The following is a 23,691-nucleotide window of genomic DNA, read 5'->3' on the forward strand; positions in this document are numbered from 1 at the left end:
ACCCCGCAAACGCCTCGGCTACCACACCCCCCGCGAAATGTTCGCTAGCCTCCTCATCCAAGACCTAGACCGCGTTGCGACCACCCCCTGAATCTGCCGAGGGCAGGCCTCCCCAAACTGGTTTGGGGGGAGGAGCGGGGGTGTCCTGAGTCGGAAGTTCGGCGGTGGGAATGAAGACGTCGCTGGGTGACGAATTCTTTCCCCTCTGTGGTTGACCTGGTGGCCGGGGTGCGGGTATTTGTTGCTGACAACGATGTCACACCGCCCCGGTCCGACGTCGAAGGTTGGCCGCCCATGCGCTTGTCCGCCGTACTTGCCGCTGCGACACCTTCTACCGGCACCTTCCACGTGGACAAGGTCGGTAGTGCGTCGGTGACGATCACGGCCGCCGCTGGTACGCCGGACGGCCGATACCCCGTCACAGTGCAGATGAAGGCAGCTGACGGAACCGCCTTGCCACAGGTCGGTTTCACCGTCGTCGTGGGTCAGCCGAACTCGTTCTTCGTACTCCGTGAAGGCGTGGGCATCTCTGATGACAACAGCGACCACACCGAGGCGGACTACGACGGCGGCGGTGTGAGCTACTCACGTCAGGCACTGGCCGCGGCCGGTCTGACCGCAGGCGGCACAGGTACTGTCCAGGGCCTCAGCTTCACGTGGCCCGACGTACCCGCCGGCGACCCCGACAACGTGCCGGCCGACGGACAGCTGCTCAACCTGAACCTGCCCACCGGTACGACGAAGCTGTCGTTCGTCGGCAGTGCGGTCAACGGCAACCAGCAGACCACCGCGACGCTCAACTACGCGGACGGTACGACGTCGCAGGTCGACCTGTCGTCCAGTGACTGGACCCTGGGCGGTGGCGGCAACACCCTGCACTACGGCAACGTGATCGTCGCGACCACGCCGTACCGCAACGAATCGGGCGGCGGGAAGGACAACGTCACCACGCACATCTTCGCCACGGCGCCTGTGACGTTGACGCAGACCCCGGTCAGCATCACGCTACCGAGGAATCGTGATCTGAGGATCTTCACTGTCGCAACTGGAGGGAACGCGCAATGAGGAAAACCATCGTGATCGCGGCGCTGACCGTGGCCAGTCTGCTGGTCGCCACCGCGCCGGCCGAGGCTGCTGGTACGCCGACGACCACCAGCGGGCCGTGCGGCTACACAACGACGCCGGACGACCCGCCGGCGCGTCCGGTGTCGCTGCCGCCCGACCCCGCACACACGCCGGACAAGGGGATCGTCAAGGTCATGGTCGTGACCAACCAGGGGCTGATGCTGCTGTCGCTGGACCGTGCGAAGGCGCCGTGCACGGTGCAGAGCTTCCTGCACCTGGCGAAGAGCAGGTTCTACGACTTCACCACCTGCCATCGGCTCACGCTGTACCCGACGCTGAAGGTGCTGCAGTGCGGTGACCCGAGCGGTACGGGTGAGGGCGGGCCGGGCTACTCGTACAAGGACGAGCTGCCCACCGACCTGCCGAACTGGCCGGACGACCCGACCGGGACGCGGAAGGTGTACGCCCGCGGCACGCTGGCGATGGCGAACGCCGGCCCGAACACCAACGGGTCACAGTTCTTCCTGGTGTTCGGGGACTCGCGGCTGCGCCCTGACTACACGGTCTTCGGTTCGGTGGACCGCCTCGGTCTCGCCACGCTCGACCGGGTGGCGGCCGGCGGGATCGCGCCGACCCCCGACGACCCGGCGCCGGTCGACGGCCCGCCGGTGCGCAAGACCGACATCATCGTCGCGCGGTCACTCGGCTCCCACTGACCCGACCGCTTCGCCGCCGTCCTTCGCGAGGGCGGCGGCGACCAGGCGGGTGTTCGCGGTGAACTCGCCGGCGGGGATCTTCGGGAGCATGTCGTCCCAGGCGGCGATCATCGCGCCGCGGAGCTGCATCATGCCGAGGGGGCGGGCGAGGAACCACAGGTGGAAGTGCTCGCTGCCGTCACCCCAGCGGTTGAAGTGCGTGCGGCCCACGCTGTCGATGCTCTGGATCGCTTTCGCCACGCGCTGGATCACGGAGCCGAGGGTGGCGGTCAGCTCAGGTGGCAGATTGTCGAGGCGGTAGTGCTCGCGCGGCTCGAGGATCGCCACGAGCGGCAGGCCGGTCGGCTCGAACGCCTTCAGCGTCCACTGCTCGTCGCGCCAGATCACGGATCCGTCCGGATCCGCACACTTCGGGCACGGCGGACCGCCGTCCGCACCGCGTCGCGGTGGTTCGGGCAGCACCGGATCGGCCAGCGGCACGACCTGCAGGTCGCCTTCGAACGGGAAGAACGGGGAACCGATCAACGGTTCGGCCGACATGCGTTCGCCGTACGGCAGCCGGCGGTGGTACGCAGAAGGCAGCTCTGGGGGCAGCTCGGTCATGGACCGCACTCTGCCGGAGAATCGGGGCATGAAGAAGCCAGAACTGGCGACGCTGCTGGATCTCGAACCGCACCCGGAGGGCGGGTGGTACCGACAGACGTGGCGCTCGCCGGTCGAGTTCACACCGGAGGGGTACGACGGGACTCGGGCCAGCGCGACCGCGATCTACTTCCTGCTCGCGCCGGGGGAGGAGTCGCGATCGCACCGGGTGCGGTCGACGGAGCTCTGGCTGTGGCACTCGGGCGGGCCGTTGACCTTGGAGTACGACGACCAGGCGGTCACCCTCGGGCCGGATGTGCGCGCCGGCCAGCGTCCGCAGGTGGTGATCCCTGCGGGCGCGTGGCAGGCGGCCCGGCCCGTGGGCGACGAGGCCGCGCTGGTGTCGTGCATCGTGTCACCGGGCTTCGACTTCGCCGACTTCACGATGCGGTAGATCCGCTACATCTGCGGTACGGCGGAGTCTCCGGTCGTGAGTTCGGGCAGGTGTTCGCGGACCATGTAGCCGCTCGCGCCGATGATCCAGACCGCGGACAGCAGCAACGGGATCGTGGTCATCAACAGGCCACCGGCAACGAACGTACCGCTGTCGGCGAACACGCCGAACGCGCCGGCGAACGAGACCACGGCCGCCAGCAGGCCGAGGTACCCGAGCCAGTTCGGCATCAGGTGCGTGCGCAGTACGCCGATCCCGGCGGCGGCCAGCGGCAGCACCGCGGCGAAGCCGATCATGGTCGTCATCACCGCGCTGAGCTCGTACATCGCCATCGTCAACCCGGCGTCCCGGCCGTCGATGGCGAACGCGGTCGCACCGGTGACGGCTGCGTTCGCGAAGATCGCACCACCCACCAGCACCGACCCGGCGAGCAGCGCCAGGTGCACGTCACTGCGCTCGTCACGCTCGCGCATCGCCTCGGCGAACGCGGACGCGAACCAGATCACCAACCCGCCCGCTGCCGCCCACATCAGCGCGCTGGTCAGGATCATGCTGCGGTTGTCGCTCAGCCACGCCGTGATCGTGCTCTGCGAGTCGTCGACGGTCGGTGGATTGCCGGGCAGGAACCTGCCCAGGAGTGCCAGGACGACGAAGGCCAACCCAGCGAAGCCGCCCCAACGCAACTCGTGTCGCTCAGTCATGGGGAAACACCTCCAGTGTGCGCACCACGAAATATGGTGCGTCTACTGCTGATGTTCCCCCGTTCCGCCCCGGAATCAAGACCTGGTTTCGGGCCTACCCGAGAACGGTTGCCAGCGCCTCGTAACCGGGGAGCAGGTCGATGCCCTCGTGGCCCAGTTGCTGGATCGCGACGTGGTCCGCGCCGGCGTCCAGATGGGCCTTCAGACCGGCCGCGACCTCGACCGCGGAACCGTGCAGGACCATCGCGTCGACGAGCCGGTCGCTGCCGCCGTCGGCGATGTCCTCGTCGGTGAAACCGAGCCGCCGGAAGCTCGCTGTGTAGTTGCTCAGCGCCAGGTACGGCGCCAGCCGGTCACGGGCTGTTGCGCGGGCGATCTCCGGATCGGTCTCGAGCACGACCATCTGCTCCGGCGCGAGCAGCACCCCGCCGCCAAGTGTCCGCCGGGCTTCCCGGGTGTGCTCCGGGGTGGTCAGGTAGGGCAGTGCTCCGGCCGTCCGGGCGCCGGACAGCTGCAGCACCTTCGGCCCGAGCGCGGCCAGGGCCCGCCGATCGGCCGGCACCTTCGCGTCGTCCAACTCGTCGAGGTAGCCGACGATCGTGCGGTACGGCGACTTGTACTCGCCGGTGGCCTCCCGGTGCCCGATGCCGACGCCGAGCAGGAACCGTCCCGGGTGGTCGTCCTCCAACCGGTGGTACGACGCCGCGACGTCGGCCGCCGGCGACTTCCACATGTTGACGATGCTGGTGCCGACAGCAACGGAACTCGTTGCGGCCAGCAACACCTCGGCGTCCCGCAGATCGGACTCCGGCGAACTGCCGAGCCACAGCGTGCCGTACCCCGCCTGCTCCAGCCCCGCCGCGAGCTCCGGTCCGTAATGCTGGCCGCCGTGCCAGATCCCGTACCGTCCCAGTTCCATCGCCACTGCGTACTCCTGTTCGTCGGACGTCCCTCACCGTGGAACCCGGGGCGGACGGGCACCATTCCAAGCATCTCTGACGCCCACGAATGCCCGTCAATGATCGTTGCCCCGTCAGCCGGACTCAGAGGTGCGGACCCGTAGTCGTGCACGCAGATGATCTGTCAGCCAAGTGGTTGAGAAGTGCATGAACGGCGGCCGCGATTTTTGCCGGAATGCTTCCATTGGATTAATGCCGGGGTACTCACAGGGTGTCGCGTGACGATCAGACCATCCGGTCGGCTGGTATGAACCCTGCGGGCTTACACTCGGCAGCGACCTAGCGGCACTCCCCTCAACCGCCGGGCCGCGGACACAACGACGTGGGCCGCACTCCTGGAGCGTGAAAGAAGGGCGAGTTGTGAAGGTCGGAGTACCGAAGGAAGTCAAGAACCACGAGTACCGGGTGGCGATCACCCCGTCCGGTGTGCACGAGTTCGTACGCAGCGGGCACGAGGTTCTGATCGAGCAGGGGGCGGGCGCCGGTTCGCTGATCCCGGACGAGGAGTTCGTCGCCGCCGGGGCACGGATCGTGCCGGAAGCGGACGATGTCTGGGCCGACGCGGAGCTGGTGCTCAAGGTCAAGGAGCCGGTGGCGGAGGAGTACCACCGGATGCGGCGGGACCAGGTGCTGTTCACCTACCTGCACCTCGCCGCCAGCCAGGACTGCACCGAAGCGCTGCTGAAGTCGGGTACCACCGGAATCGCCTACGAGACAGTGCAGCTGCCGGACGGCACTCTGCCGCTGCTGGCCCCGATGAGCGAGGTGGCCGGCCGGCTGGCGCCGCAGTCCGGTGCGTACCACCTGATGGCGCAGGGCGGCGGCCGTGGCGTGCTGCTCGGCGGCGTGTCCGGCGTACACCCGGCGCGCGTGGTCATCCTCGGCGCCGGTGTCTCCGGGATGAACGCGGCCGCGATCGCGCTCGGTATGCAGGCGCAGGTACAGCTGTTCGACCGCAACATCGCACGGCTGCGGCTGGCCGACCAGATCTACCAGGGGCACCTGCTCACGATCGCGTCGAACGCGTTCGAGATCGAGAAGGCGGTCCTCGAGGCCGACCTGGTCATCGGCGCGGTGCTGGTCGTCGGAGCGAAGGCGCCGAAGCTGGTCACGAACGACATGGTCAGCCGGATGAAGCCGGGCAGCGTGCTCGTCGACATCGCGATCGACCAGGGCGGCTGCTTCGAGGACTCCCGTCCGACCACGCACGCCGACCCGGTCTACAACATCCACAACTCGCTGTTCTACTGCGTCGCGAACATGCCCGGTGCGGTGCCGAACACGTCGACGTACGCGCTCACCAACGTGACGCTGCCGTACGCGATCGAGCTGGCGAACCTGGGGTGGCGGGAGGCGCTGAAGCAGGACCACAGTCTCGCGCTCGGCCTGAACACGTTCGACGGGCACGTGACCTACGGTCCGGTCGCCGAGGCGCACGACCTGTCGCAGCTGAAGCTCGACGAGGTGCTGGTCTGAGCGACATCGCACGGGCGGTCAGCGCGTACCTCGACCACCTCACGGTCGAGCGCGGCCTGGCCGCCAACACGTTGGCGTCGTACCGGCGTGATCTGCGCCGGTACGGCGGCTACCTCGCGGCCACCGACATCGACAACCTCGGCCGGATCACGGAGGCCGTGGTCAGCGACTTCCTGATGCGGTTGCGCGAGGGCGACGCCGACCACCCGCCACTGACCGCATCCAGTGCGGGGCGGACCGTGGTCGCGGTCCGCGGCTTCCACAAGTTCTGTGTGCGCGAGGGACTGACCGCAGTGGACCCTGCGGCGGCTGTGAAGCCACCTGTGCCGCCGCAGCGGCTGCCCAAGGCCCTGTCTGTCGACGAGGTGACCAGGATCCTCTCAGCGGCCGCGGGGGCCGAGGCGGAGCCTGCTGTGCTGGCGACGCGGGATGCGGCGTTGCTGGAGTTCCTGTACGGCACCGGCGCCCGTATCTCGGAGGCGGTCGGGCTGGACGTCGACGACATCGACCTGGACGCCGGTGCGGTGCTGCTGCGCGGTAAGGGCAGCAAGGAGCGGGTCGTGCCGGTCGGCACCTACGCCCGCGAGGCGCTGTCGGCGTACCTGGTTCGTGGGCGCCCCGACCTGGTGTCTCGCGGTCGCGGCACCCCTGCGCTCTTTCTGAACGCCCGCGGCGGCCGCCTGTCCCGGCAAAGCGCATGGACGGTACTGCGTCGTGCCGCCCAGCGGGCCGGGATCTCGAAGGAGATCTCCCCGCACACGCTGCGGCACTCGTACGCGACGCATCTGCTCGACGGCGGCGCCGACGTACGGGTGGTCCAGGAACTGCTGGGACATGCGTCCGTGACGACGACACAGGTCTACACACTGGTGACGGTCGACAAGCTCCGCGAGGTCTACGCCACCTCACACCCCCGGGCGCTGTCCTCCTGAGGGCTACCCCGGTGACCGGGGTGCGTGGACGGTGTGCGATCATCTCGTCACGGGCGGTGATCCGGACAGGGTGATCGGCCGAGTTCGGAGCTTTGTCGACAAACAGCCCCACCCCGGTGCGGAGTGGCTGGTTGAGAGTGCTTGAATGCACGCTTACAGTCGCTGGGATCGCCCGTATCGGTTGAAAGGTTTGACGAGTCATGAACGAGTCGACATTCCCGGGCACCGAACACGTGATGGGCCACCTTCCGGTATCAGAGCCGGCCGGGCCGGCCCAGCCGATCAGCATGCCACCGACGACCCCACCCAGCAGCCCGCCGCGGCCGGCGCCCACAGCGCCGCGGGGCCTGCCCGACAACTATGCGGAGATGCCGAAGCCGACGGCCAAGCTCACCGCGGAGGACCTCGCACCCGTGAACGACCCGAACGGTCCGCGTCACAAGATCGGGCCGACCGGCCGGCCGCAGCCGGACCTGCCGGTGCCGCAGCCACCGACCAAGACCGGCCCGGCGCAGGTGATCGCGATGTGCAACCAGAAGGGCGGCGTGGGCAAGACCACCACCACGATCAACCTCGGCGCGGCGATCGCCGAGACCGGTCGCAAGGTGCTGCTGATCGACTTCGACCCGCAGGGCTCCGCCTCGATCGGTCTCGGCGTCCAGCCGCACGACCTCGAGCTGTCGGTCTACAACCTGCTGATGCAGCGCGACATCACCCCGGACGAGGTGATCCAGCCGACCCGGGTGGAGAACCTCGACCTGCTGCCGGCCAACATCGACCTGTCGGCGGCCGAGGTCCAGCTGGTCCAGGAGGTGGCCCGCGAGTACACGCTGCAGCGGGTGCTGGACCCGATCATCCCGCTGTACGACGTGATCCTGATCGACTGCGCCCCGTCGCTCGGACTGCTCACCGTGAACGCGCTGACCGCGTCGAACGGCATCGTCGTACCGCTCGAGTGCGAGTTCTTCGCGCTCCGCGGCCTGGCCATGCTCACCGACACGATCGCCAAGGTGCAGGACCGGCTGAACCCCAAGCTGGAGATCGTCGGGATCCTCGGCACCATGTTCGACGGGCGGACGACGCACGCCCGGGAGGTCCTCGACCGGGTGGTCCAGGCCTTCGACGAACGCGTCTTCCACACCGTCATCCGGCGTACCGTCAAGTTCCCCGAGACCACGGTCGTCGGCGAACCGATCACGACGTACGCGCCCTCGTCCCAAGCGGCTACGCAGTACCGCGACCTTGCCAAGGAGGTGCTGGCGCGTTGTCCCGCCGGGTGAGCCTGCCAGGTGCCAGTGAACTCTTCGGGGGTGCGGCACCGAAGCAGACCAGACCCGAGAAGCGCACCACCACCGACGGACCGTCCTCGACTGTGCGGTCCAGTACCGCGGTCGTCGACGACCGGAAGTCGAGTGGTCGGATCCGGCACGACACGAAGATCACCGTGTACGTGACGGAAGAAGAGCTGCTCGGCCTGGAACAGACCAGACTCGCGCTGCGCGCGGAGCACGGCCTGACGGCCGACCGGGGCCGGATCGTCCGCGAGGCGATCGACGTCCTGCTCGCCGACTTCGTCGACCACGGGCCGGACTCGGTGCTGGTACGGCGGCTGAAGGCGTCGGAGTGACCGTGTCCTCCTCGGACTCGTTGCCTTTGGATCTCGGGACGGACGCTCAGCCGACCGTTGCCGAGGGCAAAGGCTTCAGTGTTCACCTGGTGAACTTCGAGGGGCCGTTCGACCTGCTGCTGCAGCTGATCTCGAAGCACAAGCTGGACATCACCGAGATCGCGCTCTCGGTGATCACCGACGACTTCATCGCGCACATCAAGGCGCTGGGGTCGGAGTGGGACCTCGACCAGACCTCTGAGTTCCTGCTGATCGCGGCGACCCTGCTCGACCTGAAGGCGGCGCGGCTGCTGCCGAAGGGCGAGGTCGAGGACGACGAGGACCTGGCGCTGCTCGAGGCGCGGGACCTGCTGTTCGCGCGGCTGCTGCAGTACCGGGCGTTCAAGCAGATCGCGGCGCTGGTGCAGGAGCGGATGGCGGTCGAGTCGCGCCGGTTCCCGCGCGCGGTCGGGGTGGAGCCGCGGTTCGCTGAGCTGCTGCCCGAGGTGTTGCTGGGGCTTGACCCGGCTGGGTTGGCGGCGCTGGCTGCGAAGGCGATGGCACCGAAGGACGACGTACCGCCTGGGGTTTCGCTTGCCCACCTGCACGCGCCGGCCGTCACTGTGCGGGAGCAGGCTGAGGTGATCGTGGATCGGCTGCGGCGGCAGCGGAGCGCTACGTTCCGGTCGCTGGTGGCTGATTCGCCGGACACTGTCACCACGGTTTGCCGGTTCTTGGCGTTGCTGGAGCTGTTCCGCGAGGCTGCTGTGACGTTTGACCAGGTCACGCCGTTGGGGGAGCTGACGATTCGGTGGACCGGGACCGACGAGGGTGAGATCTCCGTCAGCGACGAGTTCGACGAGGAACAGCAGCCTGCCGACGAATCGGGTGAGGCGCCGGTCGTCGACGACGACACACCCTTCCTCGAACCCGGTGAGACCCTCACCGACGAATCCGACATCCACGAACCCGCCCCAGACGAATCCGAGACGGCAAACCAGTGACCAACTCCGACGAACCCTCCACCCCGGAGGACCCCACACCCACCTCCGACGCGACCACCACCTCCGATGTCGTGGAGGAGCCGGCGGCGGCCGGCGAGGCGGCCGGCGAGGCGGCCGGCGAGGAGATTGGGGAGGGTTTTGTCCCCGAATCGGCAGGTAATCCTCCCCAATCCGAGGTGACGGAGGCGGCGGAGGAGTTGTCCGCCGAGGTGGAGGAGCTGTCTGTCGAGGCGGATGTGGTCGAGGCGGATGAGGAGCATTTGCCGCCGGGGCAGACTTCGGTGCCGGTGGGGGACGAGGTTGTTGTTGACGACGAGACCATGCGGCGGGCGCTCGAGGCGATCCTCATGGTCACGGACGAGCCGTTGCCGGTGCTGACGATGGCTCGTGCGGTTGGCCGGCCGACGGGTGATGTGGGTGCGGCGCTCGAGGAGTTGGCGGCGGAGTACACCGAGCAGGGGCGTGGGTTCGACCTGCGTGAGATCGGCGGCGGCTGGCGGTACTACACCCGCGTCGAAGCCGCGCCGTACGTCGAACGCTTCGTCCTCGACGGTCAGCAGGCTCGTCTCACGCAGGCTGCACTCGAGACGCTCGCCGTGGTCGCGTACAAGCAGCCGGTCAGCCGGGCGCGTGTGTCCGCGATCCGTGGGGTGAACGTGGATGGCGTGATGCGTACGCTCGTCGCCCGCGGTCTGGTGGAGGAGGCCGGCTCGGACACCGAGTCGCAGGCGACCCTGTACCGCACGACGACGTACTTCCTGGAACGCATGGGTATGCAGTCCCTCGACGACCTCCCCGAGCTCGCGCCGTACCTGCCCGACATGGACGACATCGAGGACGAGTTGGCCGCCCAGACCCTCCCACCCGCTCCCCCCACGGACGCACAACCATCCCCAGCAGTTGAGGAGTCGGACGACACCGCAGCACCTGCCGCTGACATCACCTCCACCGAGCCGGCCACGGACGCCGACCGCTCCGAGGACGTGGACTCCGAGGACGACGCTGATGTGGACGCGGAGGACACGGCGGCCGAGGACGACGTGGACGTGGAGGTTGGCTCGGCTGAGGTGAGCGAGGAGCTTGCTGGAGCGGCGACCGACAGCAGTTCCTCGGACGCGGAGGACGTGGACGCCGAGGACGGGGGCGACGTGGACGCCGAAGATGGCGCGGACGCCGAGGACGCCGAGGACGCCGAGGACGCCGAGGACGTGGACGGCGTGGATGCGGTTGCTGGGGATGTAGGCGTGGAGTTGGGTGTGGAGGCGGGGGTGCGGGATGGGGGATGACGGTGGGGTTCGGTTGCAGAAGGTTCTGGCTCGGGCGGGGGTTGCTTCGCGGCGGAACTCGGAGATCTTGATCGAGGAGGGGCGGGTCGAGGTCGACGGGCGGGTGGTGACGGAGTTCGGGGTTCGGGTGGATCCTGAGACGGCGGTCATCCGGGTCGACGGTGCGCGGATTCCGCCGGTGAGTGCGAACGTGTACCTCGTCCTCAACAAGCCCCGCGGCGTCGTGACCACGATGTCCGACCCGCAAGGGCGTCCGTGTATCGCCGACTTCGTGGAGGACCGGGCCGAGCGGCTGTTCCACATCGGCCGGCTCGACACCGACACCGAGGGTCTGCTGCTGCTCACGAACCACGGCGAGTTCGCGCATCGCCTGGCGCACCCGTCGTACGAGGTCTCCAAGACGTACGTCGCCGAGGTCGAGGGCAACGTCAAACCGGTGGTACTGCGCGCGCTCCTGGACGGTGTCGAACTCGACGACGGACCGGCTCGCGCGGACACGGTGAAGATCGTCTCCACGGTGCCCGGCCGCACCCTCGTGGAGATGTCGCTCCACGAGGGCCGCAACCGGATCGTCCGCCGGATGTTCGACGCGGTCGGTCACCCGGTGAAGCGGCTGACCCGTACCGCGATCGGCCCGGTCCGCCGCGGCAACCTCCACACCGGCCAACTCCGCGAACTCGACGCACCCGAACTAGGCCAACTCCTAGACCTGGTAAACCTCTAACCACGCAAGGGATCCGGCTCCCGATACGTCGGCGCCCCGCGGGGCCGTGCGACAGGAACTGGTGGCTGGAGACACGCAATAACCTGTTCAAGCCCCCGCGATCCCGGACCCCGCCCTCCGCACTCGTGGGGCAAGGACTGGGGCTACTCGCCGTAGAGCTGGAGGTTGGCTTCTGAGCTGCCGGGGTAGTGGCGGAAGTACGTCTTGTCCTCAGGTGCGGCCAGCTGATCGCCGACACGGCCCAACCCCTTGATGACTGTGGCAGTGCCGTTGGCGTGGCTGACGGCGTACAGGTAGCCGCGCCGGGTGTCCTTGTCGATGGCCAGCAGCAGCGTGCTCTGGGCGCCGCACTTCTCGGCGATGAGCGTCTCGAACCCCTGCCAGGTCGATGCACGCACCTTCTTCACCACGGGCTTGCCGGAGAGCGGGATGCGGATCGTGTACAGCGCCCCGCCACGCGTGTTGGCGAGGAACGTGTCGTACGTCGCGGTCTGACTGATCAGTGTCATCGTCTTCACCGCCGAGAACCCGGTGTACGTCGCTTTGGCGCGCCAGCCGGACCCGTCCACGATCCAGCGCGCGAGGACGTCGCCCTGCAAGGCGTAGGTGTTAGTGCGCGTACGTGTCCCGTAGTACGTCGACTGCTCCAGATAGGTCTGGTGGATCCATCCACCGCCCACCTTGGTCTTCTTGACCGAGTCAGGGTCGAGCTGACCGTTGGCGGTGGCGTAGCTGAACCGATAGAGGTCCGTCCCCATCACCACGTACCCGCGTTCGAGCATGGCGGCCGGCGGATCCGGCTCCCAGCCGACGGACGTCGCGAGCCGGACCGAGTCGACCGGGAACAACGCCTTCGGCCCGACGGTCGGCGGCGACGCCGTCACGGGACTGGTCGCGGTGATCCGCTGGAACTTGTGATCGCCCTGCACCGTCACCGCGCCCAGCGTCATCGCACAGGCAGCACTCGCCTGCCCCGCCGCAGCCTGCACCGGTGCAGGCACCAGTGCTGCTGCCGTCATCGCCGCGCCCAACGCACCCGCGGCGATCCGCCATCTGGTCATGCAGCCCCCTTCAAGGAGTCGTGTCATCCACCTCGATGCCGACTATCCCGAAAAGGTTAGGGATCGGTCGAAGAACTCGCGGACCAGTCGCCGTACGGCGGGTACGCCGCAGTGCGACGCGCCGACCAGCTTGGCCCGCGCGGCTGCCGTCATCAGGCCGGCGGACTGCAGCTGCGGCGCGAACGCGGCGTAGTCCGTCCAGATCCAGTGGTTCGCGTCGGACAGCTGCACACGCCGTACCGGGCCGCCGTGGGAGAGCACCGCCGACCAGGTGCGATCGAAACGGTCGTCCCGGAACCCGTCCGTGCCGGCGAGCAGCAGCGGCTTGCGGGTGCCGTGCTCGGCGATCGGATAGAGCTCACCGTCCAGCGTGTCCAGGTAGCCCTCCAGATTGGCGGCTGCACGAACCTGTGGGTGCTCCAGCGACACTGCGGCGGTCGCACCACCAGCTGAGTGCCCGTAGACACCGACACGACGCAGGTCGATCGACTCGTGCGCATCCGACAGGTGGTCGAGTACGAACCGCAGGTCGGCGAAGCGCGTGTCCATCATCAGCCGCGACCGCACTGGGTCCGTCTGCACGTCCGGTCCGATCTCGATGACCCGTAGCCGTCCGTCCGGGAACACCACCTCACTCGCCTCACCCGGGTGGTCAAGCGTGAGTACGACGTACCCGTGGCTGGCCAGCTCCTCGGCCACGGAGGTGCCGATGGTCCGCGGGTCTGCACCACCTGGGCTGTAGAGCAGCGTGGGTCGTCGTCCGGGCAGAGGCGGCGCGTCGACGTACGAATGGGTCAGGGTGGCGGCCCAGTTCACTCCACTCGTAGGGAGCTCCGGGTGGAGCACACCGGCGTCCAGGCCCTTGAAGACCTCTGCTGCGGCCGAAGCGAGCTGCGGCGCGCGTTGGTACCCGCGTACGACGGTGGCGGGGTAGAAGACCGTCAGCGCGACCTCACGGATGGGTGCGCCGTTCCACGGGTCGGAGCGGTTCGGGTCGACCAGCGCGCGGGTCGTCGTACCGACGTGCCAGCGGCCGGTGGGAGCGGGCAGGCGGAGTGACAGGTCCGTCGCCGCGGACGCCGGGAGGGCACCTGTCAGGGTGGAGGCAGCGGTGGCGGTGAGGAAGGTTCGTCGTCTCATGGCGACGACGCTGGCACGCTGCACAGCACAGGTCAGCTGAACCAGCGGCGTCTCCACCCGGACTTCCAGCTCCGGGTGGAGACGCCGGTGGTGGTCAGGCGCCGGTCAGCTGGGTGCCGGCGGTGTAGTAGCGGAAGTACGAGTCCGCGGCCGGGAAGGTGGTCGGGACCTTGCCGAGGCCCTTGATGACCGTGGCGGCGCCATTGGCGTGGCCGACGGCGTAGAGGTAGCCCGTGCCGGTGTCCTTGTCGATGCCGAGCAGCAGCGTCCCGTTGTTGCCGCACTTCTCCGCGATGAGCGTCTCGAAGCCCTGCCAGGTGGAGGTGCGGACCTTCGTCACCACCGGCTTGCCGGAGCCCGTGGGCACCTGGACCGTGTAGAGCGCGCCGCCGTTCGTCGTTGCCAGGAACGTGTCGTACGCACGCCCCTGACCGATCAGCGTCATCGTCTTGACCGAGCTGAAGCCGCCGAACGTGGTGTAGTACTTCCAGCCGCTCGGGGTGACGGTCCAGCGCGCGATCAGGCCGTCGGTGAACTGGTTGATCAGCGAGTAGACGTTGGAGCGGCTGAAGCCCGCCGCGGAGTACCGGCTGAGCTCGACGTACTTGTGCAGCTCGTCCCAGCCGCCACCGACCAGCGTCTGCTTGACGGTGCCCGGTACGACGGAGACTCCGGTGCCGTCGGTCATGTAGCTGGTGCCGTACATGCGCGGTCCGAGCGCCACCAGGCCGGTGCGCTGCTCGCCGGCCGGCACCACGAGCTCAGTGCGCACCGAAGTGGGCAGATGTGCCTGCCCGTCCGGGTAGAGGTTCATCGGGCCCAACTGCCGGACACTGGCGGAAGGAGCCGCGGTAATGGTTTGCAACGTGTGGTCACCACCCGGGGTGACCGAGCCCAGCCGCAGCGAGCACACAGCGGATGGGGCGGCCGGTGCCGCACTGGCGGGTGCAGCCGCGAACCCTGCTGCCAGCAGGCCCCCGGCGGCGAGCATTCGCCCGTATTTGAGCATCTGAAATCCTTTCGTCAGTGGTCACGATGCGGGCGGACACCTGATTGTTGCGGGCATCAAAGGGATAACGCCGGACGACGGCGCGCCTGAGACACCCCCCGGTTGTCGGAAGTGCGCCGTAGTGTGGGTGATGTGAACCGGCGAATCTTCGGTCTGGAGAACGAGTACGGCGTCACCTGTACGTTCCGCGGGCAGCGGCGACTGACCCCGGACGAGGTGGCGCGGTACCTGTTTCGGCGGGTCGTGTCCTGGGGGCGGAGCAGCAACGTCTTCCTCCGCAACGGGGCCCGGCTCTACCTCGACGTGGGCTCCCACCCGGAGTACGCGACCGGGGAGTGCGATTCGGTCACCGACCTGATCGCGCACGACAAGGCCGGCGAGCGAATCCTCGAAGGCCTGCTGGTGGACGCGCAGAAGCGGCTGCACGACGAGGGCATCTTCGGCGACGTCTACCTGTTCAAGAACAACACCGACTCGGCCGGCAACAGCTACGGCTGCCACGAGAACTACCTGGTCAGCCGGCACGGCGACTTCGCCAAGCTGGCCGACGTGCTGATCCCGTTCCTGGTCACCCGGCAGCTGATCTGCGGCGCCGGCAAGGTGCTGCAGACGCCGCGCGGCGCGGTGTACTCCGTGTCGCAGCGCGCCGAGCACATCTGGGAAGGCGTTTCCAGCGCGACCACCCGGTCCCGGCCGATCATCAACACCCGCGACGAGCCGCACGCGGACGCCGAGCGGTTCCGCCGGCTGCACGTGATCGTCGGCGACTCGAACATGTCCGAGACCACGATGCTGCTCAAGGTGGCCAGCACGGACCTGGTGCTGCGGATGATCGAGGCCGGCATCGTGATGCGCGACCTGACCCTGGACAACCCGATCCGGGCGATCCGCGAGATCAGCCACGACATGACCGGCCGCCGCGAGGTCCGGCTGGCGAACGGGCGCGAGGCGTCGGCGCTGGACATCCAGACGGAGTACCTGACCAAGGCGCGCGACTTCGTCGACCGCCGCGAGCTCGGGACGCCGGCCGTCGAGCGGGCGCTGTCGCTGTGGGAGCGGACGCTGAAAGCGATCGAGTCCGGCGACCTGTCCGGGATCGAGCGCGAGATCGACTGGGTGATCAAGTACCGGCTGATCGAGCGGTACCGGTCGCAGAACAACCTCGGTCTGGCCAGCCCGCGGGTCGCGCAGCTCGACCTGGCGTACCACGACATCCACCGGCCCCGCGGGTTGTACTACCTGCTCGAGCGCCGTGGCGCGGTCACCCGGGTCGTCGACGACCTGCGGGTCTTCGAGGCCAAGTCGGTGCCGCCGCAGACCACGCGGGCGCGCCTGCGCGGCGAGTTCATCAAGCGGGCCCAGGAGCGGCGCCGGGACTTCACCGTCGACTGGGTGCACCTGAAGCTCAACGACCAGGCGCAGCGGACGGTCCTGTGCAAGGACCCCTTCAAGTCCCACGACGAAAGAGTCGAGAAGCTCATCGCGAGCATGTAGCGCCTGGCTAAATCACGTGCTGGGGGTTGCTGTGCTGCTTACAAAGGGCGCATGGCGATTGAGATCCGGCCGGTGTCCCAGGCCGAGACGAAGGAGTACCTGCGGGTTCTGCCGTACGTGAACGGCTTCCCGCAGGAGGAGCCCGAGCCGTCGGCCTGGTACGCCGGGAGCGCGGCCTGGCTACCACAGGTCCAGAAGACCCCGGCGGAGCTGGAGCAGTACGCCGAGGAGTTGCTGACGGACTGGTTCCGCCCGCAGGCCGCATTCGTGGACGGCAAGATCGCTGGCGGTTCGGCGATCGTGTCGGTGCAGGTCACCGTCCCGGGCGGGCAACAGGTAGCGCTCGGCGGCGTGACGTCGACTGCCGTGCTCCCGACATACCGGCGGCGTGGACTGCTGCGGCAGATCATGTCCGCGATGCTGGACGACTGCCGCGAGCGCGGTGAATTCCTGGCCGGGCTGAGTGCGAGTGAGGCGACGATCTACGGGCGGTACGGGTTCTCGCCCGCGACGTTCCAGCACCGCTGGGAGGTACGGCGTACCGATGTGGCGTTCCGCTCGGAGTTCACGGACCCGGGCGCGCTCGAACTGGTGGACCACGCCGTGGCGGCGGAGGTGTGGCCGGTGCTGCACGAGCAGGTGCGAGCCGTGCGTGTGGGGGAGATCAGCCCGCTGCCTGGAAAGTGGGATGGGCTGGGCGGATTGCCCGCGGACGGGTCCGGGCCGGCGCATCACCTGATCCATCGCGACGCGACCGGTGCGGTGGACGGTGCCGCGATCTTCCGGTTGCCCTGGTCGCCGGATCCGGAGCAGGCCGGCGTACTGCAGGTGGAGGCGTTCGAGGCGCTGACAGCGGATGCGTACCGTGCGCTGTGGGGCCTGCTGCTGGACTTCGACCTCACGAAGCGCGTGGTGGCGGCGAGGCGGCCGGTCGACGAGCCGCTGCGGTGGATGCTGACCAACCCGCGAGCGCTGAAGCTGACCCGGACCCGGGACAACCTCTGGCTGCGCGTTCTCGACGTACGACGTGCTCTCGAAGCCCGCACCTACGCAGCGACGGACTCGCTCGTGCTGGAGATCCACGGCGAGGGACGCTGGCGGCTGGACGCAACACCGGACGGAGCCGACTGCACCGCGTCAGACGCGCAGCCGGACCTCAGCATGAGTGTGAACGAGCTGGGCTCCCTCTACCTCGGAGGAGTCCGCGCAAGCGAGCTCTCGTACGCCGGACGCGTCGCGGAACGCACACCCGGCGCGGTGTCGCGTCTGGACGCGCTGCTGCGACCAGATCGCGCTCCGCACAACGCAGTCGGTTTCTGACCGCTGTGACTGTGCGTGGTGTGACGCAACGGTGACGCACACGGCCGATCACCCGGTTGAGTCCGCAAGCTAGGGTGGTCCGCGTTGTTGACCCTACGAGGCTGTCTGGGAGTCCCGCGCCTACTGCGCGGCACTCGGCGGGCACCTGCTCGCTACGGCGCAGGACTCCCAGACACCCTCAAGCAATCGGCGCACACCCGCGCCGGGATGGTTCGAGGTGCTGGTTTCGTGCGCAAGTTGTTGAGTTTCGTTGTAGTCGCGGCGCTGGGGGCGTCCCTGGTCGCGTGTGGCGACAACGGGTTCGGGGCCGGCGGTATCAAGGTGACCTCGGACTTCGGGCAGAAGCCGACCATCACCCACCGCGAAGGTGATCCGGAGAAGCAGCTGGTGACCGAGGTCCTCAAGGAGGGCGACGGTCCCGAGGTGAAGAAGGGCGAGCTGCTCACCGCGAACTACCTCGGCCAGATCTGGCGCGACGGCAAGGTCTTCGACAACTCCTACGACCGCGGCGCGCCGTCGTCGTTCCCGATCGGTGTCGGCAGCGTCATCGGCGGCTGGGACGAGGGCCTGGTCGGCAAGAAGATCGGCAGCCGCGTGCTGCTCTCGGTCCCGTCCGACAAGGGCTACAAGTCCGAAGGCAGTGAGAAGGCCGGCATCAAGGGCGACGACACCCTTATCTTCGTCGTCGACCTGGTCGGCGCGGCAGGTAACGACACCCCGCTGAACGCCGACCCGGTCAGCCCGTCGACAGCCACCAAGATCCAGGTGTCCGGCCCGCTGAACGCCGCGCCGAAGGTGACGGTCCCGGCCGGTACCAAGCCGCCGGCGAAGCCGGGCAAGCCGGTCGTGTTCGCGCAGGGCAAGGGCAAGCCGATCGAGAAGGGCGACCAGCTGGTCGGCCGGTTCGTCATCTACGACTACACCGGCAAGAAGCAGGCCAGCACCTGGGACGCCCAGCCCGCGACCGCGCAGAGCCCCGCGCAGCCCGCCGCCCCGACGGACCAGCTCCCGACGGTCGGCGGCGCCCAGGCCGGCCCCCTCGACGGCTTTGTCGGTATACCGATCGGCAGCCGCGTGCTGGTCGAGCTCCCGGCCTCCAAGGACCAGGCGGGCAAGGCCGTCAACGCGTTCGCCGTGATCGACGTCCTGAACGCCTTCCCGGCCCCGAAGCAGACCGGCCAGTAGTCCATGACGTCGAAGGACCCGCCTCCCGAGGCGGGTCCTTCGGCATTTTCAGCGGGTACGCCGGACCGGGCGGCCGCTGAACCAGCGGTTCGCGTCGGCGTGGAAGCTGAGGACGATCGCCGTGATCACCGCGGTGACATGGACGCAGCGGATCGCGCCGAACGCGATGAAGGACGCGGACCAGTCGAGCGCGCCGAAGTCTCCGTCGCGAAGGAACCAGCCGACCGGCCCGACCGCCAGCGAAGCGATACCGACGGTGCCGAGCAGCCCGGTGAGCAGCCAGCGCGACCAGCGGACACCCGGGCGGAAGTAGCGGTCGATCACCACGAACAGGCCGCCGTACACGATCGCCCGGAAGGCGATCTGGACGAGCATCCCGAGGACGGAGGAGCCGTCGGCGATCGCGCCGGCCACTCCGAGCACGGACTCGGCGACACCTGCACCAACGGCTGTGAACCACAGGGTCGTCGCGCCCCGGACAGCCAACGGCGGCTGCGGCCGGGCTCCGTCATGAATCGTGAGCTCGCGGTGCTTGGTCCTGTTCATACCACCACTGTCGCCGCGCGAGCCCGTGCGATCAGGAGTACTGCGACCCCACTCCAGGTGGTGGTACGTCCACCAGACGCGCCGCGTGCCGCCCTGCGGCGGCAGCAGCCTCGAAGTACGCGCGGTCCGCGTCCAGCGCTCGGCCCATGGTCGAGAGCTTCACAGGGGCCGCCTGTAACGCGTCGTACAGCCCGTCGATCCCCACGCGCACCACGCGGTGCCGTGCCTTCAGCGGCTCGGCAGCGTCCCGTACGGCGTCACCGAAGTCGCCGGACAGGTCTGGTACGACGACATCGGCCGGCTGGAGCGCTACGCGGCCGTAGGCGGTGAGGCTGTGGTGGGAGATACCGCGGTGGCGTGGACGCGGGTCCGCCTCCGAGATCCGGAGTGAGGCGACGGCTCGGCCGCCCAGCGTGCCGATCGCGTTGACCGCCTCACCCGACTGCACGCCGGAGAAGCCCCAGCGAGTACCGGTACCCAGGTTGCCCGGGCCCTGGGTGATGACGACCAGCTCAGCCGCCAGGACCTGTACGGCGGTCAGCAACCCCGTGTGGACAGTCACCGCCTCGCGGTCACCGCCGTACGCCTGGCCGACTGTCACGGTGCCGCTGAGCCAGCCCGCGTCGCGCAAGGTCGCAACACTCCGCGAGAACGCCAGCGGCAGCGCACCGCCGTCCGTCATCACGTAGACCACCCGCGTGGTCGGTCGTGTCTCGTAGACGCCCGCCAGCACAGCCGGGAGGGCGGAGTGCAGATCCGCGACCACTACCGGCGTACCGAAGAGGTCGTCCGCGTCTCGCAGTACGTCGTGATCGGGGGAGTCCTGCTCGTCGGCGCCCAGCACCATCGCCTGCAGCGGCGTGTACCGCGCCTTCACCAGGTGCCCGCGCTCCGGCGGGTCCTCCGGCAACCGGTCCGGTACGGCGACCACGAGCGCGTACCCGCCCGTGCCCAGACCGCGGTCCAGCGCGCCCACGTTGAGCAGCACGCGGTCACCGGCTACCGGCGTACCGACCAGGTCCGGGTAGGCCAGCGCGCGCACAGGCTGCTCTCCGACCATCACTGTCAGTTCCAGCGCACCGGCCCAGCTCCGGCCGACCTGCGCCACCACACCGTCCCGCCACCGAATCACAGGGTGACACTAGCCGGTCGAGCAGGTGTTCGAAGTTCTGGTGCGGAAAGGCGGGTTTTGGACGCCCCGAGGCCGTAAGGTGGTCGGGTGTCGGCGCGGAAGAGTGAGCGACTGCTCAACGTGGTCATCTGCCTCCTGGTCGCGCGCACCTATGTGACCAAGGAACGGATCCGCGAGGTCGTCGAGGGGTACGCGGGACAGACCGACGACGCCTTCGAGAAGATGTTCGAGCGCGACAAGGACGAGCTGCGCGACCTCGGCATCCCGATCGAGATGGGCACGATCGACAAGTTCTTCTCCGACGACGTCGGCTACCGGATCCGCCGGGACGTCTTCGAGCTGCCCGAAGTGCACCTGGAGCCGGACGAGGCCGCCGTGCTCGGCGTCGCCGCGCGAGTCTGGCAGCACGCCGGTCTGTCCGAGGCGACCACGTCGGCGGTGCTGAAGCTGAAGGCGGCCGGGATCCAGACCGACCAGTCGGCGCTCAGCGCGATCGAGCCGCACGTCGGTGCCTCGGAGCCGGCCTTCGACCCGCTGTGGGCCGCTGTCGTGGCCCGGCAGGCCGTGCGGTTCCAGCACCTGCGCAGCGGGGCGTCCGAGCCGATGAGGCGGACGCTCGAGCCGTGGGGGATCGTCTCCTGGCACGGCCGCTGGTACGTCGTGGGCCGGGACCGCGACCGTGAGGCGACCCGGATGTTCCGGATGTCGCGGATCGGCGGGGACGTGAAGACGGTGGGGGAGCCGGGCGCGTTCACGGTGCCGGAGGGGACGGACCTGCGGTCGCTGGTGACCGAGCTGGCCCCGCCGCGGCCGACCTCGGAGGCGAAGGTGCGGGCGCGGACCGGGTCGTGCGTGAGCCTGCGGCGCCGTGCGAACGCCATCGAGCCGTACGAGGTGGGCTGGGACCTGCTGCACGTCCCGTACGCCGACTCCTCGGTGCTGGCCGAGGAGATCGCGTCGTACGGGCCGGACGCGGTCGTCGAGGGCCCAGGCGACGTGCTGGACGGCGTGCTGTGGCGACTGCGGACGGTGGCGGGCCGATGAAGGAGCGAAGCGAGTTCATCATCAAGCACAGCAGTAAATACTCATGCGCGCCCGCAGCGAAGCGAGGACGCGCATGAGTAACGCTCGCGATCAGGTGCAGCGGCTGCTGGCTCTGGTGCCGTACCTGCGGGAGAACGACGGTGCTCGCGTCGACGACGTCGCCAAGGAGTTCGGCGTCCGGCCGAAGCAGATCATCGCGGACCTGAAGGTGCTGTGGTTCTGCGGGCTGCCGGGTGCGCAGATGGGCGATCTGATCGAGATCGACATCGAGGCGGCCGAGGGTGACGGGGTCATCCACATCAACAACGCCGACTACCTCGCCCGGCCGTTGCGATTGGCCGCGGCGGAGGCGCTGGCACTGCTGACCGCGCTGCGGACCCTGCGCGAGGTGACGGCCGGCTCCGACCGGGACGCCGTCGACCGGGCGATCGCGAAGCTGGAGCGGGCCGCCGGCGAGGCAGCCGCGGCGAGTGAGGGTGCGGCCGCGCACGTTCATGTCGAGCCGGCCGCGCCGGAGATCGCCGAGATCGTCAACCGCGGGCTGGCCACGAAGCGGCGGCTGCACCTGACATACGACGTACCGTCACGCGACGAGACGACCGAGCGCGACGTGGATCCGATGCGCCTGGTCGTGTCGGAGGGCCGCACCTACCTGGAAGCCTGGTGCCGTCTGGCCGAGGACGTCCGGCTGTTCCGCCTGGATCGGATCGCCGCGGTCAAGCTCCTCGACCTCCCGAGCGAGCCGCCCCCGGAGGCGACGCCGCGGGACCTGTCCAACGGCATGTTCCAGCCGTCGGAGCACGACCTGCTGGCGACCCTGAGACTCGCGCCGCCGGCCCGCTGGGTCGCGGAGTACTACCCGAACGAGTCCGTCGAAGAGGGCCCCGAGAACTCGCTCATCGTCAAGCTCCGCGTCGCCGACACCGCCTGGCTCCAGCGCCTGGTCCTCCGCCTCGGCGGAGCCGCCACGGTCCTGGACCCGCCTGACCTCAGCACGCAGATCGCAGCCACAGCCCGCGACGCGCTCTCGGCGTACGACGACTAGCCCTGACTGAGCTGCTTCTCGAGGGGGGAGCGGAAGCGGGGTGTGACGCGGACGCCTGCCAGCCAGGTGGTCCAGCGGGCGGCCTCGGACTCGACGAGAGCCGTGATGTCCGCGCCGACGTCCTCCAAGAGCTGGTAGCGGACCTCGCCGGACTCGGGCTGGCCCCAGGCGCCGATGATCCGGCCGTCGGACCAGATGCTGGGGCCGATGTTGCCGGTGTTGTCGAAGAGCTTCGGCTTGTGCGGGCCCAGGAACCACTCGCGCTCCTTCCAGCCCATCGGCGTCGGGTCGAGACCTGGCAGGAAGGCCACCCACGGGTCGACCGGGACCTCTGGCGCCTCGTCTCCCGGGAGCACGTACCCCGTCTGACCGTCCAGATCCACCTCAACCGCCTCGACAGCCGCTAGAGCCTTCCGCGTCTGGCCCAGCGTCCACCCGGCCCACCACTGCAGATCAGCCGTCGTACCTGGTCCGAACGACTCCAGCCACGCCCGCGCGAGCGTCACGCGCGCCTCCTCCGCAGCCGGCTTGTCGCCGAGCCCACCGGGCAGCCAATCCACAGCAGGTGACCACTGGTGCTGGCCGCTCAACCATGTCCCCAGCGGACGCCCGCGCACGATCCGTCCCTCAGCTGCCAGCTGGAACAACACGCGGCTCGTCACGTACGGCTGTGCGGCGTACGCCTTCCCGGCCGCCAGGTCGAGCCGCGTCCGCAACCGCGGCTCGTCGGCAGACAGCTCCTGCGCTGTCGCGGACCCTCGCAGCGCCAACGCGGTCGCCGTCGACTCCTCGACCGCTGCCAGCCACTGCCCACAGGACTCGGCGCCGTCCGCGATCCCCGACTCGGCCAGGTGCTTGACGAGCAGCTTCCGCTGCCTCACGGCGATGTCGTCCGTGCACGCCGCCTGGATCACGGGCGCGAACGGCGTCGGTACGACGAACACCGTGCGCCGCATGCCCAGCATCCGGATCAGCGACCGATCGTCGTACAGGGCACGCTCCGTGTTCGCAACGTCACTCCCTGGCACGCGGGTGGCGACGCTCAGGTGCACGGTGGCCGGATCGCTCGCGTGCAGCGCCACCATCGACGCGGCCGCCTCGACCGGATCGGCCGCCTGGCAGCCCGCGCCGAGCCGATGCCGCCGCCCGAGCCGCGTCCGCCGCTCCTCGACCCCGATCCGCACCATCTACGACCCCTGACCTCGCCTGC

24 protein-coding genes are annotated in these 23,691 nt (G+C 68.9%); 15 read left to right on the forward strand and 9 right to left on the reverse strand.

Features of this window, described 5'->3' with window-relative positions; genetic code table 11:
- Positions 1-294 precede the first annotated feature (294 nt).
- Together E0H50_RS20650 and E0H50_RS20655 are read left to right on the forward strand one after the other, a co-directional pair.
- Positions 295-1,065 (forward strand): hypothetical protein, encoded by a 771-nt coding sequence (locus E0H50_RS20650; RefSeq protein WP_202868248.1) that lies wholly within the window; start codon positions 295-297, stop codon positions 1,063-1,065.
- Positions 1,062-1,781, forward strand: a complete 720-nt coding sequence (locus E0H50_RS20655) for a peptidylprolyl isomerase (RefSeq protein WP_131291055.1) — start codon at positions 1,062-1,064, stop codon at positions 1,779-1,781. The genes E0H50_RS20650 and E0H50_RS20655 overlap by 4 nt, the downstream gene beginning before the upstream one ends.
- Here the strand turns inward: E0H50_RS20655 and E0H50_RS20660 are convergent.
- Positions 1,764-2,384: a hypothetical protein gene (locus E0H50_RS20660; protein WP_131291057.1), complete on the reverse strand. Its 621-nt coding sequence runs from the start codon at positions 2,382-2,384 to the stop codon at positions 1,764-1,766. The two genes, E0H50_RS20655 and E0H50_RS20660, sit on opposite strands and share 18 nt — an antisense overlap.
- Before the next feature lie 28 nt (positions 2,385-2,412).
- Here E0H50_RS20660 and E0H50_RS20665 point away from each other — a divergent pair, with 28 nt between their 5' ends.
- Positions 2,413-2,817 (forward strand): cupin domain-containing protein, encoded by a 405-nt coding sequence (locus tag E0H50_RS20665; RefSeq protein ID WP_131291058.1) that lies wholly within the window; start codon positions 2,413-2,415, stop codon positions 2,815-2,817.
- 5 nt (positions 2,818-2,822) lie between these two features.
- On the opposite strand, the gene E0H50_RS20670 is transcribed toward E0H50_RS20665, so the two are convergent.
- Complete coding sequence (locus E0H50_RS20670; protein ID WP_131291060.1) at positions 2,823-3,518, reverse strand: DUF4386 family protein; 696 nt, start codon at positions 3,516-3,518, stop codon at positions 2,823-2,825.
- Between the two features lie 94 nt (positions 3,519-3,612).
- On the reverse strand, positions 3,613-4,437 hold the full coding sequence (locus E0H50_RS20675; RefSeq protein ID WP_131291062.1) for an LLM class F420-dependent oxidoreductase: 825 nt from the start codon (positions 4,435-4,437) through the stop codon (positions 3,613-3,615).
- Between the two features lie 400 nt (positions 4,438-4,837).
- On the opposite strand from E0H50_RS20675, the gene ald reads away from it, so the two are divergent.
- From ald to E0H50_RS20710, 7 genes are all read left to right on the forward strand, one after another.
- Positions 4,838-5,953, forward strand: a complete 1,116-nt coding sequence (gene ald, locus E0H50_RS20680) for an alanine dehydrogenase (protein WP_131291064.1) — start codon at positions 4,838-4,840, stop codon at positions 5,951-5,953.
- Positions 5,950-6,885, forward strand: a complete 936-nt coding sequence (xerD, locus tag E0H50_RS20685) for a site-specific tyrosine recombinase XerD (RefSeq protein WP_131291961.1) — start codon at positions 5,950-5,952, stop codon at positions 6,883-6,885. The genes ald and xerD overlap by 4 nt, the downstream gene beginning before the upstream one ends.
- Positions 6,886-7,085: 200 nt before the next feature.
- Positions 7,086-8,165 (forward strand): ParA family protein, encoded by a 1,080-nt coding sequence (locus E0H50_RS20690; RefSeq protein WP_238151109.1) that lies wholly within the window; start codon positions 7,086-7,088, stop codon positions 8,163-8,165.
- Positions 8,166-8,257: 92 nt separating this feature from the next.
- Positions 8,258-8,512: a hypothetical protein gene (locus tag E0H50_RS20695; RefSeq protein ID WP_420323253.1), complete on the forward strand. Its 255-nt coding sequence runs from the start codon at positions 8,258-8,260 to the stop codon at positions 8,510-8,512.
- On the forward strand, positions 8,509-9,495 hold the full coding sequence (locus E0H50_RS20700; protein ID WP_131291065.1) for a segregation and condensation protein A: 987 nt from the start codon (positions 8,509-8,511) through the stop codon (positions 9,493-9,495). Before E0H50_RS20695 ends, E0H50_RS20700 begins: the two co-directional genes overlap by 4 nt.
- Positions 9,492-10,781, forward strand: a complete 1,290-nt coding sequence (scpB, locus tag E0H50_RS43470; RefSeq protein WP_238151110.1) for an SMC-Scp complex subunit ScpB — start codon at positions 9,492-9,494, stop codon at positions 10,779-10,781. Before E0H50_RS20700 ends, scpB begins: the two co-directional genes overlap by 4 nt.
- Positions 10,771-11,505: a pseudouridine synthase gene (locus E0H50_RS20710; RefSeq protein ID WP_131291067.1), complete on the forward strand. Its 735-nt coding sequence runs from the start codon at positions 10,771-10,773 to the stop codon at positions 11,503-11,505. The genes scpB and E0H50_RS20710 overlap by 11 nt, the downstream gene beginning before the upstream one ends.
- A gap of 143 nt (positions 11,506-11,648) precedes the next feature.
- Here the strand turns inward: E0H50_RS20710 and E0H50_RS20715 are convergent, their stop codons facing one another.
- The 3 genes from E0H50_RS20715 to E0H50_RS20725 form a co-directional block, all read right to left on the reverse strand.
- Positions 11,649-12,566 carry a hypothetical protein gene (locus tag E0H50_RS20715; protein WP_131291069.1) on the reverse strand — a complete coding sequence of 306 codons (918 nt, stop codon included), beginning with the start codon at positions 12,564-12,566 and terminating at the stop codon, positions 11,649-11,651.
- Positions 12,567-12,608: 42 nt separating this feature from the next.
- On the reverse strand, positions 12,609-13,706 hold the full coding sequence (locus tag E0H50_RS20720) for a prolyl oligopeptidase family serine peptidase (RefSeq protein ID WP_131291071.1): 1,098 nt from the start codon (positions 13,704-13,706) through the stop codon (positions 12,609-12,611).
- Positions 13,707-13,800: 94 nt separating this feature from the next.
- Complete coding sequence (locus tag E0H50_RS20725; protein WP_238151111.1) at positions 13,801-14,715, reverse strand: hypothetical protein; 915 nt, start codon at positions 14,713-14,715, stop codon at positions 13,801-13,803.
- Positions 14,716-14,847: 132 nt separating this feature from the next.
- On the opposite strand from E0H50_RS20725, the gene pafA reads away from it, so the two are divergent.
- The 3 genes from pafA (at position 14,848) to E0H50_RS20740 (ending at position 18,714) form a co-directional block, all read left to right on the forward strand.
- Complete coding sequence (gene pafA, locus E0H50_RS20730; protein WP_131291073.1) at positions 14,848-16,209, forward strand: Pup--protein ligase; 1,362 nt, start codon at positions 14,848-14,850, stop codon at positions 16,207-16,209.
- A gap of 51 nt (positions 16,210-16,260) precedes the next feature.
- Entirely contained in the window at positions 16,261-17,529 is a 1,269-nt protein-coding gene (locus tag E0H50_RS20735; protein ID WP_131291075.1) for a GNAT family N-acetyltransferase, read from the forward strand.
- 228 nt (positions 17,530-17,757) lie between these two features.
- Positions 17,758-18,714, forward strand: a complete 957-nt coding sequence (locus E0H50_RS20740) for an FKBP-type peptidyl-prolyl cis-trans isomerase (RefSeq protein ID WP_131291077.1) — start codon at positions 17,758-17,760, stop codon at positions 18,712-18,714.
- Positions 18,715-18,762: 48 nt separating this feature from the next.
- Here E0H50_RS20740 and E0H50_RS20745 read toward each other — a convergent pair whose 3' ends face one another.
- Positions 18,763-19,260, reverse strand: a complete 498-nt coding sequence (locus tag E0H50_RS20745; RefSeq protein ID WP_131291079.1) for a hypothetical protein — start codon at positions 19,258-19,260, stop codon at positions 18,763-18,765.
- 31 nt (positions 19,261-19,291) lie between these two features.
- Positions 19,292-20,392 carry a DUF3866 family protein gene (locus E0H50_RS20750; protein WP_131291081.1) on the reverse strand — a complete coding sequence of 367 codons (1,101 nt, stop codon included), beginning with the start codon at positions 20,390-20,392 and terminating at the stop codon, positions 19,292-19,294.
- 87 nt (positions 20,393-20,479) lie between these two features.
- Between E0H50_RS20750 and E0H50_RS20755 the strand changes: the two genes are divergently transcribed.
- Both E0H50_RS20755 and E0H50_RS20760 read left to right on the forward strand, forming a co-directional pair.
- The gene (locus tag E0H50_RS20755) at positions 20,480-21,436 is read left to right on the forward strand and encodes a helix-turn-helix transcriptional regulator (protein ID WP_131291083.1); all 957 of its coding nucleotides are present in this window, start codon (positions 20,480-20,482) and stop codon (positions 21,434-21,436) included.
- A gap of 73 nt (positions 21,437-21,509) precedes the next feature.
- Complete coding sequence (locus E0H50_RS20760; RefSeq protein WP_131291085.1) at positions 21,510-22,481, forward strand: helix-turn-helix transcriptional regulator; 972 nt, start codon at positions 21,510-21,512, stop codon at positions 22,479-22,481.
- Here the strand turns inward: E0H50_RS20760 and E0H50_RS20765 are convergent.
- Positions 22,478-23,668, reverse strand: coding sequence for a winged helix DNA-binding domain-containing protein (locus tag E0H50_RS20765; RefSeq protein ID WP_131291087.1), 1,191 nt, complete (start codon positions 23,666-23,668; stop codon positions 22,478-22,480). The genes E0H50_RS20760 and E0H50_RS20765 overlap by 4 nt on opposite strands.
- Positions 23,669-23,691 lie beyond the last annotated feature (23 nt).

It is taken from the genome of Kribbella sindirgiensis (assembly GCF_004331435.1).
Taxonomy (GTDB): domain Bacteria; phylum Actinomycetota; class Actinomycetes; order Propionibacteriales; family Kribbellaceae; genus Kribbella; species Kribbella sindirgiensis.